This window comes from Streptomyces sp. NPDC037288 (assembly GCF_055603265.1).
Genome location: NZ_JBVJVY010000067.1, coordinates 5,729 through 22,686, shown reverse-complemented (window position 1 = coordinate 22,686; position 16,958 = coordinate 5,729). Strand labels below are relative to the sequence as shown.

The 16,958-nt window shown below is 70.0% G+C and carries 12 protein-coding genes; 6 read left to right on the top strand and 6 right to left on the bottom strand.

Features of this window, described 5'->3' with window-relative positions; all coding sequences use genetic code 11:
* Positions 1 to 199: 199 nt before the first annotated feature.
* The 3 genes from ACZ7GZ_RS38830 (at position 200) to ACZ7GZ_RS38820 (ending at position 4,810) form a co-directional block, all read left to right on the top strand.
* On the top strand, positions 200 to 2,245 hold the full coding sequence (locus tag ACZ7GZ_RS38830) for a hypothetical protein (RefSeq protein WP_471031971.1): 2,046 nt from the start codon (positions 200 to 202) through the stop codon (positions 2,243 to 2,245).
* Between the two features lie 162 nt (positions 2,246 to 2,407).
* Positions 2,408 to 2,980, top strand: a complete 573-nt coding sequence (locus tag ACZ7GZ_RS38825; RefSeq protein ID WP_471031968.1) for a PadR family transcriptional regulator — start codon at positions 2,408 to 2,410, stop codon at positions 2,978 to 2,980.
* A 105-nt stretch (positions 2,981 to 3,085) separates the two neighbouring features.
* The gene (locus ACZ7GZ_RS38820; RefSeq protein ID WP_471031965.1) at positions 3,086 to 4,810 is read left to right on the top strand and encodes an acyl-CoA dehydrogenase family protein; all 1,725 of its coding nucleotides are present in this window, start codon (positions 3,086 to 3,088) and stop codon (positions 4,808 to 4,810) included.
* Between the two features lie 105 nt (positions 4,811 to 4,915).
* Here ACZ7GZ_RS38820 and ACZ7GZ_RS38815 read toward each other — a convergent pair whose 3' ends face one another.
* The 6 genes from ACZ7GZ_RS38815 to ACZ7GZ_RS38790 all read right to left on the bottom strand — a co-directional run bounded on the left by ACZ7GZ_RS38815 (position 4,916) and on the right by ACZ7GZ_RS38790 (position 13,462).
* The gene (locus tag ACZ7GZ_RS38815; protein WP_471031963.1) at positions 4,916 to 7,579 is read right to left on the bottom strand and encodes a SpoIIE family protein phosphatase; all 2,664 of its coding nucleotides are present in this window, start codon (positions 7,577 to 7,579) and stop codon (positions 4,916 to 4,918) included.
* A gap of 400 nt (positions 7,580 to 7,979) precedes the next feature.
* A complete protein-coding gene (locus ACZ7GZ_RS38810) occupies positions 7,980 to 9,023 on the bottom strand; it encodes a histidinol-phosphate transaminase (RefSeq protein ID WP_471031961.1) in 1,044 nt (347 codons plus the stop codon).
* Positions 9,024 to 9,026: 3 nt separating this feature from the next.
* On the bottom strand, positions 9,027 to 10,046 hold the full coding sequence (locus ACZ7GZ_RS38805; protein WP_471031958.1) for a 3-oxoacyl-ACP synthase III family protein: 1,020 nt from the start codon (positions 10,044 to 10,046) through the stop codon (positions 9,027 to 9,029).
* Positions 10,043 to 10,678, bottom strand: a complete 636-nt coding sequence (locus tag ACZ7GZ_RS38800) for an SRPBCC family protein (RefSeq protein WP_471031957.1) — start codon at positions 10,676 to 10,678, stop codon at positions 10,043 to 10,045. Before ACZ7GZ_RS38800 ends, ACZ7GZ_RS38805 begins: the two co-directional genes overlap by 4 nt.
* Positions 10,668 to 12,449, bottom strand: a complete 1,782-nt coding sequence (locus ACZ7GZ_RS38795) for a thiamine pyrophosphate-binding protein (protein ID WP_471031954.1) — start codon at positions 12,447 to 12,449, stop codon at positions 10,668 to 10,670. The genes ACZ7GZ_RS38800 and ACZ7GZ_RS38795 overlap by 11 nt, the downstream gene beginning before the upstream one ends.
* Positions 12,446 to 13,462, bottom strand: a complete 1,017-nt coding sequence (locus tag ACZ7GZ_RS38790; RefSeq protein WP_471031952.1) for a GlxA family transcriptional regulator — start codon at positions 13,460 to 13,462, stop codon at positions 12,446 to 12,448. The genes ACZ7GZ_RS38795 and ACZ7GZ_RS38790 overlap by 4 nt, the downstream gene beginning before the upstream one ends.
* Positions 13,463 to 13,772: 310 nt before the next feature.
* Here ACZ7GZ_RS38790 and ACZ7GZ_RS38785 point away from each other — a divergent pair, with 310 nt between their 5' ends.
* From ACZ7GZ_RS38785 to ACZ7GZ_RS38775, 3 genes are all read left to right on the top strand, one after another.
* Positions 13,773 to 14,687 (top strand): amidohydrolase family protein, encoded by a 915-nt coding sequence (locus ACZ7GZ_RS38785; RefSeq protein WP_471031972.1) that lies wholly within the window; start codon positions 13,773 to 13,775, stop codon positions 14,685 to 14,687.
* Between the two features lie 218 nt (positions 14,688 to 14,905).
* Positions 14,906 to 15,472 (top strand): SMI1/KNR4 family protein, encoded by a 567-nt coding sequence (locus tag ACZ7GZ_RS38780; protein WP_471031949.1) that lies wholly within the window; start codon positions 14,906 to 14,908, stop codon positions 15,470 to 15,472.
* 1,026 nt (positions 15,473 to 16,498) lie between these two features.
* Positions 16,499 to 16,864 (top strand): hypothetical protein, encoded by a 366-nt coding sequence (locus ACZ7GZ_RS38775; RefSeq protein WP_471031946.1) that lies wholly within the window; start codon positions 16,499 to 16,501, stop codon positions 16,862 to 16,864.
* Positions 16,865 to 16,958 lie beyond the last annotated feature (94 nt).

Genomic DNA, 16,958 nt, shown 5'->3' with positions numbered 1-16,958 from the left:
ACCTCACCAAGCGCATAACGGACGAGACGACACCAACCTGGCGAGGGACTTACTAGAACAGAAAGGGCAATTCGCCTAGATCAAATGCCCTCTCAAGGTGCTACCCGGCCATCGGCACCACACGGCAGATCGGTGGGTCAGCGACCTGGAAGCGGTGTGGGAACTCACGGGCGAAGCGGGCTACCGAGCCAGTAAGACCGTGCGCCTGCAACTGCTGGAGGCGGTACGCCGCCTGGTTCACCAGCACCCGCCTGCCGCCATCGAGTTCCTGGACGAGGAGGACCGGCTCGGCTGGCTGATCGGTATGCCGGCGCAGGAGCTGAGCACGCACAAGGAACGGTTCCTGGGCCTCCTGCGCGCCGCCTTCCCGTACGACACCGACCGGTCGCTGGCATGGATGGCCGCTGTCTGCCGGCGGATGGTCGCCGCTCGCAAGTACGACGTCGCCGCGGACGTCGTACGGGCTGCCGCTGAGGAGGCCCAGCGCGTCCAAGACCCTCGCGAACGCGCGCAGGCGCAGCGTGCGGCTTTGGAATGCTTCGAGGAACTGCTCGAAGACCGGGCGCCAGGGAGCAAGAAGAGCCTGTATCTGGAGCCGGTGGAACAGGCCGTGGGCACGCTGTGGGCCGCATGCCAGGCCTCGTTGCCCCAGGAGGAGCTCCTGGAAGTGATCTGGCTCGTCCTGTCCGCTCCGCTGAACCAGGCATTGGAGCGTGCTCACCTGCACGGTTCGGGGCTCCTGGCCAGACGGCTGGAGGAGCCTGCGGCCCAGGAGGTGGTCGGTCGGCTCGTTGCCCTTCCCAGCCCGGCGGCGCAGACTGCGGCCTCGGACCATGTCCTGGTTCCCACCTTGCGGTGCGGCGGTGCTACGAGTGCGTTCGACCGCCACCTGCGCAGGGTCTGCCGCGATGCACTGGGGCTGCTGCCATCCCCCGCCTACGAGGGGCAACGCCGTGCTGTGTCCGCTTGGTTCGCGGACGCGGTCGCACAGGCGTCTCCCGCCCCGACTGTTCTCCTGGAGCTTCTGCCGGCCGACGTTCCGACGGAGTTGTGGCTGAATTCCGAAGGCCTGGCCGCGCTTCTCGTGCCTGCCGTCGTCGCCGGACACTCTGGTGCGCTGCATGCTCTTGAGCAGTGGGCAGGCAACAGCGAGGTCCGGGCCATGCCCGCCACCGCAGCGGCACAGGGCGCCATCAGGACGGCGTTCGCGGAGGCGGTCGGCGATCACCCGGAGATGCTGGGCTACCTGATCACGGAAGCCGCGCTCATGAAGCGGACCTCGTTCCTCACCACGGCCGTAGACGCCGCTGGACAACACGGCAACCCACCGTCACCCGTCGATCAGCGGCGGCTCCACACGCTGATCGACGGTTTGTGCGCGGCGGACGCCAAGGGCAGCAAGCGGGAGGGGTACCGGCTGTGGCGGGCACTGATCGACCACGCCGGATGGCGACCGCCGGCGCCGGAGGACCTTGTGGGCGTCCTGAAGCAGACCACGCCCGGCCAACCCCTGCACACGGCCGTCCTGCACATGACCGAGTCCGCCGCACAAGCCGATGCCTGGCAGTACGCAGACGTGATCCCCCTGCTGGAGCACCTGACAGCGCTCATGCCGGACTCCGGCACGGGTGACCCCGGGTCCGAGGAACTGCTTCTCGTCCGCCACGTCGTGGCAGTGATGTGGGGTCGACTCGCCCCCGTCGACAAGAAGGAGGAGCGGGACCTGGCGTTCCGCACCCTTTTCGAGCTGGTCCTGCCGGAAGACGGCTCCATGGACACGTACATCAGCACCAACGTGCGCGAGCTGGGCTGGCTGCTCAAGCGCATCGCGGCGGTCGCCCCCGCGGAAGCGGCCAGCGGCCTTGAGGAGATGTCCTCTCGGCTACGGGCCTACACGCCGAGTCCGACCAGCCTCACCAACGATCTGGCCGCCCGCCTGAGGGCACTCCTGGTCACCCTCATGGACAAGCTCGGCACCACCGGTCGCAAGCGGCTCGTCGTGACCCTCAGCTCTGGCGAGCTGGCCTTGGCTCGAAAGACCGTGGAAGTCTTCGCGCAGCTGCACGAGATCTCCCTGACGACCCCTCCGCCATGGTTCCGCGCCCTCGCCGATCGTGAGGACCTGCCATCGGTCGTACGGCAGACGGTCACGGCTCGTCTGCGCATCCATGCCCGGATGCGCTGCGGCGGACCATGGCCTGAGCTGCACCAAGATCCACAACTGTCCGTCGCGACCAGCAGCTGAGGAAGACGGCGCGGGTCGGGGCCGTCTCGTCGGGGGATGTCGTCGCCGTGGACCAGTTCGCCGGGCCGGGAGCGTTCGAATGGCCTCCCGCCTGGGTGAGCCGCGTCGCATCGGAGCGGGCAAGGCTTGCTATGCAACGAGTTGCATAGCAGGATCTGAGGCATGGCGCTCGAACACGCGATCCTCGTGTCGCTTTTGGAGAAGCCAGGATCCGGCTATGAGCTGGCCCGGCGCTTCGAGCGGTCCATCGGCTACTTCTGGACCGCGACCCACCAACAGATCTATCGCGTGCTCAAGCGCATGGAGAACGACGGTTGGGTCGACGTCCGGGACGTCCCGCAGCAGGGCCGACCGGACAAGAAGGAGTACTCCGTCGCCGACCTCGGCCGGGCCGCGCTGTCCTCCTGGTTGCACGATCCGATCGAGCCGGAGAGCGTCCGCCACGACCTGGCCGTGAAGATCCGGGGCGCCGCCTTCGACGACCCGGCCGCCCTGATCCGCGAGGTGGAGCGGCACCGGCTGGCGCACCGGGACCGGCTGGCGCACTATCTCGCCGGAGAGGCACGGGACTTCACGGCGCCCGAGGCCGGCGCGGCCGGTCCCGAGGCGCCGCTCGACGCAGAGCGGGAGCTGCAGCACGTCGTCCTGCGCGGCGGCATCGCGTACGAGCGGATGATGATCGACTGGCTGGACGACGTGCTCGCCACGCTGGCCCGGTTCGGTCCGGGTCGCTGACCGACGCCGTGGCCGCCGCCGATCCTCCCGATCCGGCCCGTCCCGTCCCGCCGTCAGACCTCCCCGTATCCCACCCGTCCACCAGCCGAAAGGCGTCCCTCATCCATGGCTGACCAGCTGCTGTTCAACCCGCGCACCTACGACCCCGCGCACTTCGACCCCGAGACGCGCCGCTTGCTGCGTGCCACCGTCGACTGGTTCGAGGAGCGAGGCAAGGCGCGGCTGATCGAGGACTACCGGACCCGCGCGTGGCTCGGCGACTTCCTCGCCTTCGCAGCGAAGGAGAATCTGTTCGCCACCTTCCTGACGCCGTCGTCCGCCGCGGGGGAGGGGGAACCGGACAAGCGGTGGGACACCGCCCGGATCGCGGCGCTCAACGAGATCCTGGGCTTCTACGGCCTCGACTACTGGTACGCCTGGCAGGTCACGATCCTCGGCCTCGGCCCGGTATGGCAGAGCGACAACGCAGCCGCCCGCGCCCGCGCCGCGGAACTCCTCGCCCAGGGCGAGGTGTTCGCATTCGGCCTGTCCGAGAAGGCCCACGGCGCCGACATCTACTCCACCGACATGCTGCTCGAGCCTGACGGCGACGGCGGCTTCCGCGCGACCGGTTCCAAGTACTACATCGGCAACGGCAACGCCGCCGGACTCGTCTCCGTCTTCGGCCGCCGTACCGACGTCGAGGGCCCCGACGGCTACGTGTTCTTCGCCGCCGACAGCCGTCACCCGGCTTACCACCTGGTCAAGAACGTCGTCGACTCCTCGAAGTTCGTCAGCGAGTTCCGCCTGCAGGACTATCCCGTAGCGGCCGAGGACGTCCTGCACACCGGCCGTGCCGCCTTCGACGCCGCCCTCAACACCGTCAACGTCGGCAAGTTCAACCTGTGCACCGCCTCGATCGGCATCTGTGAGCACGCGATGTACGAGGCCGTCACCCACGCCCACAACCGCATCCTCTACGGCCGCCCCGTCACCAGCTTCCCGCACGTGCGGCGCGAGCTGACCGACGCGTACGTCAGGCTCGTCGGCATGAAGCTGTTCAGCGACCGCGCTGTCGACTACTTCCGCTCCGCCGGCCCGGACGACCGCCGTTACCTGCTCTTCAACCCGATGACGAAGATGAAGGTGACCACGGAGGGAGAGAAGGTCATCGACCTGATGTGGGACGTCATCGCGGCCAAGGGCTTCGAGAAGGACAACTACTTCGGCCAGGCGGCCGTGGAGATCCGCGGCCTGCCGAAGCTGGAGGGCACGGTCCACGTCAACCTGGCGCTGATCCTGAAGTTCATGCGCAGCCACCTCCTCGACCCGGTCGAGTATCCCGCCGTGCCGACCCGCCTCGACGCGGCCGACGACGCCTTCCTGTTCCGGCAGGGGCCGGCCCGCGGCCTCGGCGCGGTGCGCTTCCACGACTGGCGGCCCGCCTTCGACGCGTACGCGCACCTGCCCAACGTGACCCGGTTCCGCGAACAGGCCGACGCGCTCGGCGCGTTCGTCGCCACGGCCGCCCCCGACGCGGAGCAGAGCCGCGACCTCGACCTCGTCCTCGCGGTCGGTCAGCTCTTCGCCCTCGTCGTGCACGGACAGCTCGTCCTGGAGCAGGTCGCCCTGACCGGACTCGACGAGGACGTGCTCGACGAACTCTTCGCCGTCCTCGTGCGGGACTTCTCCGCGCACGCCGTCGAACTGCACGGCAAGGACTCGGCGACCGAACAGCAGCAGGACTGGGCGCTCGGTTCGGTCCGGCGACCGGTCGTCGACGAGGCACGCACGGAGCGGGTCTGGCAGCGGGTCGAGGCGCTGTCCGGCGCGTACGAGATGGCCCCGTAGACGCGCCGTACGCATCACCGACGGCCGGGCCGCACAGGCCCGGCCGGAGGACGGCCTGACGGGTGCCGCGACCCGGCCGCCCTCACTCTGGAGCGCCGCGTGGCCTCAGAAGGCCATGTCGTCGAACAGCGCGGACATGTCCGGTGCCGAGGTACGGCCCAGTTTCTGTTCGGCCCAGATCACCTTTCCCTGCGCCGCGTAGCGCGTACCCCAGCCGTCCGCGAACTGGGAGACGAGGAACAGGCCCCGCCCTCCTTCGTCGGTGGTGGCCGCTCGCCGCAGCCGAGGCGACGTGTTGCTGCCGTCCGACACCTCGCAGACGAGGGTGCGGCCCAGCAGCATTCTGACGCGCACGGGCGGGGCGCCGTAGCGGACCGCGTTGGTGAGGAGCTCGCTGACGATCAGTTCCGTGGCGAACGCCTGGTCCTCCAGCCCCCAGTCGGCGAGTCGTCGGCCCACCTCGCCGCGTACCGGGGACACGGCCGTCACGTCGAACGGTACGTCCCACATCGCGACGCAGGACGGGGCGAGCAGCCGAGTCCCGGCCACCAGCAGGGCCACGTCGTCACTGGGGTGCTCGGGCAACATGGTCTCCACGAGGGCGCCGCAGATCTGCTCCGGTGTCTCACCTGCGCGGGCGATGGTGGAGTGGAGCATCTCCATGCCCTCGTCGATGTCCCGGCTGCGGTTCTCGATCAGGCCGTCGGTGAACAGCACGAGGCGGCTGCCCTCGGCGAGGTCCAGTTCGCCGGCCTCGAAGGGATGTCCGCCCACTCCCAGGGGCGGAGACAGCGGCAGGTCGGGAAAGGTCACCCCGCCCTCGGGGGACACCACCGCGGGTGCGACATGCCCGGCGCGGGCGAAGGTGCAATGGCCGCCGACGGGGTCGTAAACGGCGTAGAGACAGGTGGCGCCGGTGAGCGGAGCACGGTCGTCGTCGGCGTGCGCCGTCTGCGCGTCCAGCCGGGTCACCATCTCGTCGAGGTGTCCCAGCAGCTCGTCCGGGGCCAGGTCCAGTGAGGAGAAGTTCAGCACGGCGGTCCGCAGCCGGCCCATGGTCACCGCGGCCTGCAGCCCGTGCCCGACGATGTCACCGACGACCAGTGCGACGCGGAAGCCGGGCAGGGGAATGACGTCGAACCAGTCGCCGCCGACGCCGGACTCGGCCGGCAGGTAGCGCGAGGCGATCTCCAGCGCGTCCTGTTCGGGGAGGCCCAGGGGCAGCAGGCTGCTCTGCAGTGTCACGGCCATCGCGTGCTCGCGGCCGTACCGACGCGCGTTGTCGATGGCGACGGCGGCGCGGGCCACGAGCTCTTCGGCCACGGCGACGTCCTCCTCCTCGAACCGGGGGGTGTTCGCGGCCCGCCAGAAGTTGGCCATGCCGAGCACCACCCCCCGTGCTCGTACCGGCACGGTGATCAGGGACTGGATGCCGTAGTCCAGCGCCTGCCGAGCGCCCTGCGGGTCCTGGGCCCGCCAGTCCTCAGCGGTGCGCAGGTCCGGCACCAGAACGGCCTTGCCGCGGTTGAGTGCCGCCACCATCGGGGTGTCGGCCATGACGAACCGGATCACGTCTCCCACTGGCTGCAGGGGATGTCCGGTCCGCGCTTCGCTCAGCGCGGTGCGCCGCATCCGGTGCACGGCTCCTGTGGGCTCGTCGCCACGAAGGACGGATTCGAGGAGTTCCACGGTGACGAAGTCGGCCAAGCGGGGGACCGCCACCTCGGAGAGCTCCTCCGCCGTACGGCGTACGTCGAGCGTGGTGCCGATCCGCACACCCGCCTCGTACAGGAACGAAAGGCGTCCACGGGCGATCTCGGCCTGGCCGGAGAGGGCTGTCAGTTCCGTGGTGTCGCGGAAGGTGGCGACCAGACCGGGCACCTCGCCGAACGGCGCGGTGAGCCGGATGTTCACGGCCAGCAGCCGGTCACCCGCCGGGATCACCTCGTCGGAGGCGGGCTTCCCCGCCATCAGCAACCGCTTCAGGGCGGGCCCCAGGGCAAGATCCGTCACCGGCCGCTGTTCGACGTCCTCGGGGAGGCCCAGCAGCCGTCGTGCCTCGTCGTTGGAGAGCAGCAGGCGCCCGTCGCCGCCGACGATCAGGACTCCCTCGCGCACCGCGTGCAGCACGGCGTCGTGGTGCTCGTACATACGGGTCATCTCCGCCGGACCGAGCCCGCGGGTCTGTCTGCGCAGGCGGCGGCTGACCAGTGCCGTGCCGACGGTCGCCAGCGCCAGTGCCGCCGCTGCCGCACCGAGCAGCATGGGCAGCTGCTGGTTCAGCACGTGGCCCAGCGTGGCGTACTCGATACCGGCGCTGATCATCCCCACCACACGTCTGCTCGGATCCATCACGGGTACGACCGCGCGCACGGCGTCGGCCGGCCGGCCGTGGAACGTCTCGGTGAACGTCTCTCCCGCGGCGGCCCGGCCGACGCCCTGTGCCTTCGTACCGATCAGGGCGGGGTTGGGGTCGGTGATCCGGATCCCGCTCCTGTCCAGGACGGTGACGAAGTCGACGCCGGAACCCTTTCTCGCCTGCTCCGCCGCCGTCTGAAGCCGTGCCGTGGGATCCGGTGACATGAGCGCCGACGCCGTGCCGGGCGCGTGTGCGAAGGCTTCCGCCGCGGCCAGCGACCGGTCCTTCGCGCTGCGCTCGCCGTCGTACCGGCCCTGCACGACCAGGGCCGCGGCCGCCACCGCGACCAGTACGAGCACGACCAGGGCCTGGAGCAGAAAAACCTGCGCGGCAAGGGTCCGGACGCTCATGGAGGACGACATGCGGCGCCTGCCGGACGGACCGGGCCATGGCCGACGGGAAGGACCCCGTGACCACCGTGTGCCGGGTGGCGGCGCCGCCCTGGCCCATGGCCTGCGGAAACGTCCGCTCATGTCCCTTTTCTAGCACTGGGCCTCCGTGGTCGGCGAGCGGTACGACCGCGGCTGCGGGCATCCCAGCGCCTGCCGTGTGGCCGCAGCGTCAGCGTCCGCGACGCTGAGCCGGGTGGGCAGCCGCCCGGCACGACCATGCCGGACGCCCTTCCCGCCTGGTCACAGCGTCAGCTGTCAGGGCTGGCCGGCCCTGAGCCCGTCGCAGCCTTGCGGGCGCCCACCTGGGAGCGCTCCGGCCCCACCGGCCCAGGCCGGGACGCGCCGGCCCGCTCTGTCCTCAGGTGCGGAGAGCCGTTGTGGCAGACGATCGAGCTCCGCACGTCCGCAGCCGCACTCCCGCCAGCGCGATCAGCACGGCGTCGTTGGCATTCCGGTTACCGACGGTGACCCGGATTCCCTCGCCGGGGTAGTGACGCGCCTGGACACCCGCGCCGGTCAGTGCTGCGGCGCCCTCATCGATCGGATCGGGCGCGGCGAGCCAGACCGAATTGGCGTGGCCGGGACGTACGCGCCAGCCGAGGGACCCGATTTCACGCCGGAGCCGTTCCCGTTCGGCGACGATGCTGTCCACGCGGCGGCGCAGCTCGCTTTCGGCGCCCAGTGAAGCCTTCACCGCCGCCGCTGCCACCGCGTTGATCCCGAAGGGCAGCTGTTGCCCACGGATCCGCTCCACCAGGTCCGAGGCGCCGAGTCCGTAGCCGACCCGCAGGGCGGCGAGGCCGTAGGCCTTGGAGAAGGTGCGCAGGACCAGCAGGTTGGGGTGAGCGTCCAGGAGCGTGGGTGTGTCGGGCAGGTCGGGGTCGCGGGCGAACTCCACGTATGCCTCGTCGAGGAGCACGGTGACGTGTCGGGGGACGTGACGCAGGAACGCCGACAGTGCGTCGACGGTGACGAGGCTTCCGGTGGGGTTGTGCGGATTGCACAGCACCACGACGCGGGTGCGCTGGTCGAGCGCCGCGAGCAGGGCACCCAGGTCCTGGTGCCCGTCCGGCGACAGGGGGACGGGGACCGGTTGAGCACCGACCATGGCGGCCAGGAGAGGGTAGGCGTCGAACGTGCGCCAGGCGTGGACCACGGTGTCGCCGGGCCGGACCACGGCCTGCAGCAACTGCAGGGCCACGCCGACCGATCCGCTGCCGACCGCGACGCGGGCGGGCGGCACCCGGCACCACGCGGCGATCCGCTCGATGAGGTCGTCGGGGTGGAACTGCGGGTAGCGGTGTGCCTCTGCGACGGCCCGGTGCATCGCCTCGCGTACCGAGGGCAGTGGCGGATACGGGCTCTCGTTCAGGGCAAGTCGGTGCAGCACGGGGATGTCCATGGCTCAGCCCCGTCCGCCTTGCCAGCGAACGGCGACGGCACCGGCGAAGTCACCCGCGTGCGCGAATCCCCCGAGCACCATCAGGTCGCCGTCCTTCACCTGCCGGGAGCTGATCGCGCGGTCCAAGGTGACCGGGATCGCCGCTCCGAACAGGTTCCCGTAGTCGTCGAAGGTGTTCACGTGCCGCTCGGCCGGCAGTTGCAGCGCCTCTCGCCAGTTCCGCAGGAAGGTGCGGTTGGGCTGGTTGGTGATGAGGACGTCGATGTCGGTGCTCACCATGCCGAGCCGCCGGCACAGGTCCGTGATCACCTCGGGGACGAGACGGTTCCCGCGTGCCAGGACCTTGGCGACACTGGCGTCGGTGAACCCGATCCGCAGCTGGGACTCTCCCGGCTCCCAGTACTTGCGACCGTCGTCGACCGCCACCGTCATATCACCGGCGTACGCGCTGATGTGCCGGGTCTCCACGTCGAGGACCGGCGACTGTGCCGACGTCGTCACGTACCCCACCCCACACCCGTCGCCCGGGATCGCCGCCTGGGCGAGTTTGCGCACCTCGGACTGGGTGAACCATTGCCCGGCGGCGCTTTGCGCGTTGCATATCAGCGCGGTCTTCGCGTCGGTGGAGGTGAGGATCTGCCGGGCCAACTTCACCATGTACACGAAGGACGCGCAGCCCGCGTTGGCCACGTCGACGAGCCACTCCGGGTTCAGGCCCAGCCGACGCGCCACCTCGGTTCCGGCGCCCACGAACGGCAGGTCCGGCAGCTGGCTGTGCACCAACAGCACGTCGACGCCCCGGATCTCCGCCGCGCCGTGCCGTTCGATCAGGGGCTGTACGGCGCGTTCGACCATGTCCGCGTTGGTCTCGTCGCTGGCCACATGGTGCCGTAACCGCGGGACCCTGAACATCGGGTGGTTGCGGAGCTTGTCCTCGGCCCCGGGGAACTCCGTGTAGAACTCCGCCGGTACCGGCTCGCCGGGCAGGTAGCTCGCGACGTCGGTGAGGCTGACCGTGGTCACTGGGCCACCGCCCTCGCCGGAGCGGAGTTGACCGGCAGGCCGCCCCGGTGGCGGTGTTCCAGGATGGCCTTGAGGTTGCGCATCTCCACGGTGTGCCCGGCGTAGAAGAGGTCCCAGTAGTCGCCCACCCAGGGCCGGTCCGGGCGGGGTGCCAGGTCGGGGTGCGGGTTGTCGTCGTAGTAGGGGTGCCGGCAGTTGGTCCAGGTGATCACCGAACCCGGCTTGTCGAGTACCAGTCGGGCCGGGACGACACGCATCAGGTAGATCATCCACAGCTTCTCGCCCTGGTCCCAGGAGCAGTGGTAGTCCACGGTCATGGCCTCGGGGTTCGCGAGGACCTTGCAGTAGATCCTGGTGTCGTCCTCCAGCCGGTCGTGACCGACCCACAGCCCCGGTGTGCCGGTGGGCGCGAAGTCCCGCAGGCTGCAGGTCCACTCCTCCAGATGGTGCCCCTGGCGCAGGTAGTCGTAGGCCTGCTCCGGGGGGCAGTCGACGTACTCGTGGATGGTGCAGTACTGCCCGTAGACCTGATGGTGGGGGTAGACCGCGTGGGTGAGCTCCATGCAGTGGGCGGTCAGTTCCTCCTTGCCGGCGTTCTCGATCCGGACCAGACCGGGGATGTCAGCCAACATGGACGACTCCTCGCTCATCTGAACTCTCCTTGCTGTCGGTGCCGTTGGTGTTCCTGGTGTTGTCGCTGAAGGACTGGAAGGGAAGGAACGGCGGGATCTCCCGCGGGTCGCAGTCCACCGAGACGAACGCCGGTCCGCCACCCGCGTTGCTGCGCAGCAGTGCCGTGCGCAGGTGCGCCGCGTCGGTGGCTCCCGTGGCCTCCAGGCTCGGGAAGGCGGCGGCTACTCCGGCGGCGAGGTCGGTCCGGGCGAACAGGTCGTCGCTGCGGACGCCGCCCTGCAGGAGTTCCTCCCGCAGCGCGCACATGGCGTGGGCGTTGTTGTTGAAGATCACGAACGTCACGGGTGCGTCGTACTCCACGGCGGTGTGCACTTCCATCCCGTGCATGAAGAAGGCCCCGTCGCCGGCGAGGACGTAGGTGCGTCGGCCCGTGGCGAGCGCGGCGCCGATGCCGGCCCCGAAGGTGTAGCCCATGCCGCCCATGCCGACCGCCACCACGAAGCGGCCGTGGCGCGGTGCCGGGAGGAGATGGACGGCGCTGGCCCCCGTGTTGCCTGCGTCCACGAAGACGTGTGCGTCCTGGGGGAGTGCCGCCTCCACCGCGGCGACCGCCTGGGCGTGGGCAACGGTTCGCTGCCGGGCCTGCACGAGCCGCCCCGGCATGGGAGTGGGGAGGGGCCCGGCGTGCGGCGGGCAGGGACGTGGGTGCGACGGCAGCCGGTCGGTCACCGCGCGCAGCGCGTCCCGCAGGTTCCCGCCCAGTGCGGTGCCCGACACGAACGGCGCTTCGGGGCCGAGACAGACGACGTCGGTGGCGGCCAGGGCCCGGTCGAGGCCGCCGCGCGCCAGGAGCGGCAGCCGGGTACCGACCAGCAGGCACAGGTCGGCCCGCCGCAGACACTCTTCGACGTTGGCGTGGCCCATCACCCCGGCCACGCCTGCGAACCGGGGATCACGGTTGTCGAAGACGTCCTTGGCGTCCGGGGTGACCGCCACCCACGCCCCGAGGCGCCGCGCCAGTTCGGCCAGATCCCCGCGTGCATCGACGGCGGCGACATCCTCGCCGGCGATGACGAGGACGCGACCGGCCCCGCGAAGGGCGTCCGACACGGCGCTGACGGCGACTGGGTCGAGCCGCGCCGCGGATGCCGCCACGGGGCCGCCCGGTGTCGGCGCCACGTCACGGGCGGGCATCCGGATCCGGGCCTGCTGCACGTCCTTGGGGAGCAACAGCACGGCCGGCCCGCGTGGATCGGCCTGTGCCGCCGCGACTGCCCGGGGCAGCAACTCCGTGAGCGAGTCGGCGTCATCGACCCGGGCGCAGAACCGGGAGACCGGTGCGAAGACCTCCCGCGCGTCGAAGGAGCCCGCCTTGCCGCTGGAGTCCTGGAACGCCCCGTGCCCTTCCTGACCGGTCGGCGGCTGGCCCACCAGGGCCAGCACCGGCACCCGGGAGGCGTACGCCTCGGCCAGACCCGGTACGAGGTTCATCGCCCCACCTCCCGAGGTGGCGGCGACAACGCCGAGGCGCCTGGTGGTACGTGCGTAACCGTCGGCCATGGTGACGGCGGAGAACTCGTGTTTGGCGACGACGCCGCGGACGGCGCCGCCGCGGTGCACCGCGTCATACAGGTCCTCGATGTTGGCGCCGCCGACGCCGAACATGTGGGTGACGCCGGCCCCGGCGAGTTCCCCGGCCAGATAGTCGACCAGGCGTACCGTTTCTCCGTCGCCTTCCCCCACGCGTGGTTCCGAGGTCTTGGTGGTCATGCGGGGCTCCTCTCCCTCTCGTGGTGCCGGTCGATGAGGCCGGATGGCGAGATGACCTGGAAGCGGTGCCGGTATTCCTTGGGGGTGAGTCCCAGGGTTCGTCCGAAGGAGCGGAAGAACGTCTCGGTGGCGGCGAATCCGCAACGGCCGGCTATCTGGCTGATCGTCAGGTCTGTGGTCTCCAGCAGCTCTCGTGCGCGGGCGATACGCGTCCGCTCGACGTACTGGCCGGGGGTCACCCCCACCTCGCGCCGGAAGACCCGGGCGAAGTTGCGCTGACTCATGTTGGCCTGCCGCGCGATCTCGGCCACGGGCAGCGGGTTGTCGAGGTTTTTCAGAATCCACTCCTGTGCTGCCCGGATCGGCGGGTGGTCGGCCAACTGGGCGTCGAGGACGGCGCTGTACTGGGACTGTCCTCCGTGCCGCTTGAGGAACAGCACCAGAAACCGTGCCGTCTCCAGCGCCAGCGCAGATCCGTGGTCGGCCTCCACCAGAGCCAGGGCCATGTCGATGCCCGTCGACACGCCCGCGGAGGTCACGAAGGGGCCGTCCCAGACGAAGATCGGCTCGGCGTCCACCGTCACATCCGGATAGCGGCACGCCATCGCCTCGCTGTACGCCCAGTGCGTGGTGGCGCGTCTGCCGTCGAGGAGGCCCGCCTCGGCCAGCAGGAAGGATCCGCCGCACACGGAGGCGACTCTGCGCGACCGGGCCGCTGCCCGGCCGATCCAGGACACGAGCGACTGGTCCCGCAGCGCGTTGTGGAGACTCCATCCGCCCGGCACGAGGAGTGTGTCGATCGGGCCCTGCCCCGCCTCCAGCGGCGAGGCCTCCACCACCACTCCCGAACTCATGCGCACCAAGGGTGCGTCGGCGGAGACGAAGTCGGTCCGGTAGAGGGTGCCCGAAGGACCCAGGAGCCGGTTCGCGGTATCGAATACTTCAATCGGTCCGGTGATGTCCAGGGCCATCGCACCCGCGTACACCACCACAACAACACGTCGCTCCAACACGGTCACAGCCTGTATCGAATGTCGCACTGGCTGCAATGACAGATTACTGACGCATCCGGCCACCGAGCGGCGTCGGACGGGCGGGAAGGGCGCTGGCAAGGCAGTTCGTGCGCCGGGCGGGCACCACTGGGTGAGGCAGCTCACAGGACGTCGGTGTGCGAGCCGCGATGGTGCTCGTCGGCTTCGCTCTGTCGTCGGAACGCCCCCTTGGGCACTCGGGCACAGGGCACGATGAACTCGTCCGGCAATGGCCGGCCTTGCGACAGCCGGGGTCGTCCGAGAGAGGCGGTACCAGTTGAGTTCCACCCGCATCGCTTCGGGTGAGGAAGCCGGTGAGGTCCGCCGCTTCTGGGGCGGGCTCGGTCTTCCCGGGCTGATCGACGTCCACACCCACTTCATGCCCGAGCGCGTCCTGCGCAAGGTCTGGGGCTACTTCGACGCCAACGGGCCGCTGACCGGTGGGCTGAAGTGGCCGATCACCTACCGGAAGCAGGAGGCGGAGCGGACGGCTCTGCTGCGGGAGTTCGGAGTCCGGGCCTTCACCGCGATGCTCTACCCCCACAAGCCCGGCATGGCCCGGTGGCTGAACGGATGGGCGGCCGACTTCGCCCGCCGCACCCCCGACTGCCTGCACACCGCCACCCTCTACCCCGAGGCGGACGTCGAGACATACGTCCGTGAGGCTGTCGAGGCGGGGGCACGCGTGTTCAAGGCTCACGTGCAGGTGGGAGCGTACGACCCGGCCGACGAACGACTCCAGCGGACATGGGGGATGCTGGCCGAGGCCCGCGTTCCCGTGGTGATGCACTGCGGCTCCGGGCCCGCGCCCGGCAAGCACACCGGCCCCGAGCCCATCGCGCGAGTGCTGGCACGCCACCCGAAACTCCGGCTGATCGTCGCGCACATGGGCATGCCCGAGTACGAGGAGTTCCTCCACCTCGCCAAACGGTACGACCAGGTACGGCTGGACACGACGATGGCGTTCACCGACTTCGCCGAAGGACTCATGCCGTTCCCCCGACGGGCCCTGCCACGGCTCGCCGCACTTGGCGACCGCATCCTGCTCGGCTCCGACTTCCCCAACATCCCTTACCCCTACCTGCACCAGCTCCACGCCGTGGAACGGCTGGGCCTCGGACGGGAGTGGCTGCGTGCCGTGTGCCATGACAACGCGGCGAAGCTGTTCGGCTCATCTGCAAGCAGGTCATCAAGGGCGACGAGCTAGGCGGGGTAGGTGCGGCGGAGATCGAACAGCTGAGGGCTGAGGTCGAAGCCCTGGTCGGTGCCCTTCCCGCTGCCGTGACACCAGCGGCGAGGAAGACGGCCCTGCTGCGGACGTCCCGAGGCGCGGATGACGGCGGCTGGGAGAATCCGCTGCGGCTGAACAGCCGAAAGTCCCGCTGTAGGGAGGCGCTGGCGCGGTGGCAAGCTACCGTCGCCCTCATGACCGACGACATAGTGGCACGGCAAGTCACCGACACATGGGGCCGTATCGAGACGTGGCTGCGCGAGCACGCACCGGCCACCTACGGCAGGCTGTTGCCGCCGGCGTCGGACGACGAGATCGATACCGTTGCGGAGCGGATCGGAGCTGCCATACCCGATGAGCTGCGGACGCTGTGGAGGCTGACGGGCGGTGTGGCGATGGGCACGGAGTACGACTCGGTGTTCGCCGGGGGCTGGTCGTTGACGCATCTCGACCAGGTCCGGCTGCGCGACGATCCCGATGGCCGGCCGGTGCTGATCCAGGCGTTCTCTCTGGGGAATGCCGACCCGGTGTGGGGACTTGGTCTTGACCCCGAGGACGGTTTTCTCTACCGAGTGAGCAAGTTCCGCGAAGATCCGCCGGACGAGTTCGACACGCTTCAGACTTTCCTGGAGGAAACGGCGGACTCACTGGAATTTCCCGGCCTCGCCGCGCGGGACAAGCCGGGTCTGGTCGGTGGCTACCTCGTCTGGCAGTCCGACGTCTATGAAGGCACAGAGGGCTGGACGGCCTTCACCGGCTGATCTCTCGGTTACGGCAGCCCCGGCCGCACCCCTCTGCCGTCGCCCGCGGCGAGTACCGGCTCAGGCATAGCCCAGGTGGCTGCTCCCGGAGGCGCCGGAACCCAACTGCCGCACGGCGACGACGAGTTCCTCGCCTTCGTCAAAACCCTGCGCGGCCCCATCGTCGACACGATCGCCTCACTCACCCCCGTCTCCGCCGTGCGCCGCTACGCCCGCACGGTGAACCGAAAGACCGCCTGCCACCGCCTTCCCCGCCGGCCCGACGGGCTGATCGCTCCGGGAGACTCGGTGTGCAACCTTCAACCCCGCTTACGGTCAGGGCATGCTCGTGGCCGCCCTCGAGGCCGGTCTCCTGGGGCAGATGCTCCGCAGCCGGCGCACCCGCACCTCCCTCGACGGGCAGGATTTCCAGAAGTGGCTGGCCCGCGTCACCGCTTTCTCGGACCTGCAGGTCTATACCACTTTCAGGCGCCCGCCTAGCCCTGGATTACGGCCACGTGCTGCACGATCATACGACCGGGGGCCGAGCCGGGTGGGCGTCCTGGTCACGGTGAGCCAGGGGCGTGCGTTCCAGGGCCCGCCATGTGGTGATCGGGGCACCGACGAACCTCCGCGACCAGGGGTGACGTGCCCCAGTTGGGTGGTCGCCTGCCGCGCTGTCAGAGGCCGATTCCCGCCGTACGCGGCGCGTGGCGCCGTCGAGATGCGCCGTCGGGAGACGAACTCGTCGATTCCGCAGGGGAGTTTCGTCGGTGCCCCTGGTTCAGGGCCGAATAGCCCACGCCGCCTCGGGCTCATGGCGCGGCCACACGGGTGGTTCTGCGCGGAGCGTCGGCGCCCGCGTCCGGCCTCGTGATGCCTTGGCCGCACACGGAACTTGGGTCGGCCGCCGGGGCGATGCCCGTGCTCGCTGATCAGACGATCCGGCGTGCCGACGAGAAGATCTCGGGCATTTACGCATTAACCTCTCGTCACCTTATGACGTGGCGGATCGCGTGCGCGTCCGCTTCAACGCTCGGAGAAGAAATGCGCAAGTCTTGCAAGACCGCTGTCGTGGCCGTCCTTCTCGGTTCCGTCGGCTTCCTCGGCACCGGCACCGCCTACGCCCACGGGCAGGGGCATGGGCATGGGCACGCCCACGGAAAGGGGCACGCGCACGCGCGCGCCCACGGGCACAGCAACCGGGACCAGGGTCGAGAGAGCGAGACGGTCCTCATCAGCCAGAGCACTTCGTGCACGACGGCCGAAGAGAACGTCGACGTACAGGGCGAGTCCGGGTTCGAGAACGGCCGTGAGGGCAACGCGCCCAACGGCAAGGGCTCACCCGGTGCGCAGACCACCAACGTCGGCTCACGCCTGGGGTGCAACAACACCCTCGTCCTCGGCAAGTAGCTCACGCGGTCCCGGGGGGGGGGGGGGGGGGGGGGGGGGGGGGGGGGGGGGGGGGGGGGGGTGGTGGGGGGGGGGGGGGGGGGGGGGGGCGGGT

Excerpts from the sequence above, each read along its gene's own strand:
- ACZ7GZ_RS38815 (WP_471031963.1), bottom strand. The coding sequence starts at position 7,579 with ATGAGCGTCCGGACCCTTGCCGCGCAGGTTTTTCTGCTCCAGGCCCTG.
- ACZ7GZ_RS38825 (WP_471031968.1), top strand. The coding sequence starts at position 2,408 with ATGGCGCTCGAACACGCGATCCTCGTGTCGCTTTTGGAGAAGCCAGGA.
- ACZ7GZ_RS38810 (WP_471031961.1), bottom strand. The coding sequence starts at position 9,023 with ATGGACATCCCCGTGCTGCACCGACTTGCCCTGAACGAGAGCCCGTAT.
- ACZ7GZ_RS38780 (WP_471031949.1), top strand. The coding sequence starts at position 14,906 with ATGACCGACGACATAGTGGCACGGCAAGTCACCGACACATGGGGCCGT.
- ACZ7GZ_RS38820 (WP_471031965.1), top strand. The coding sequence starts at position 3,086 with ATGGCTGACCAGCTGCTGTTCAACCCGCGCACCTACGACCCCGCGCAC.
- ACZ7GZ_RS38795 (WP_471031954.1), bottom strand. The coding sequence starts at position 12,449 with ATGACCACCAAGACCTCGGAACCACGCGTGGGGGAAGGCGACGGAGAA.
- ACZ7GZ_RS38800 (WP_471031957.1), bottom strand. The coding sequence starts at position 10,678 with ATGTTGGCTGACATCCCCGGTCTGGTCCGGATCGAGAACGCCGGCAAG.
- ACZ7GZ_RS38775 (WP_471031946.1), top strand. The coding sequence starts at position 16,499 with ATGCGCAAGTCTTGCAAGACCGCTGTCGTGGCCGTCCTTCTCGGTTCC.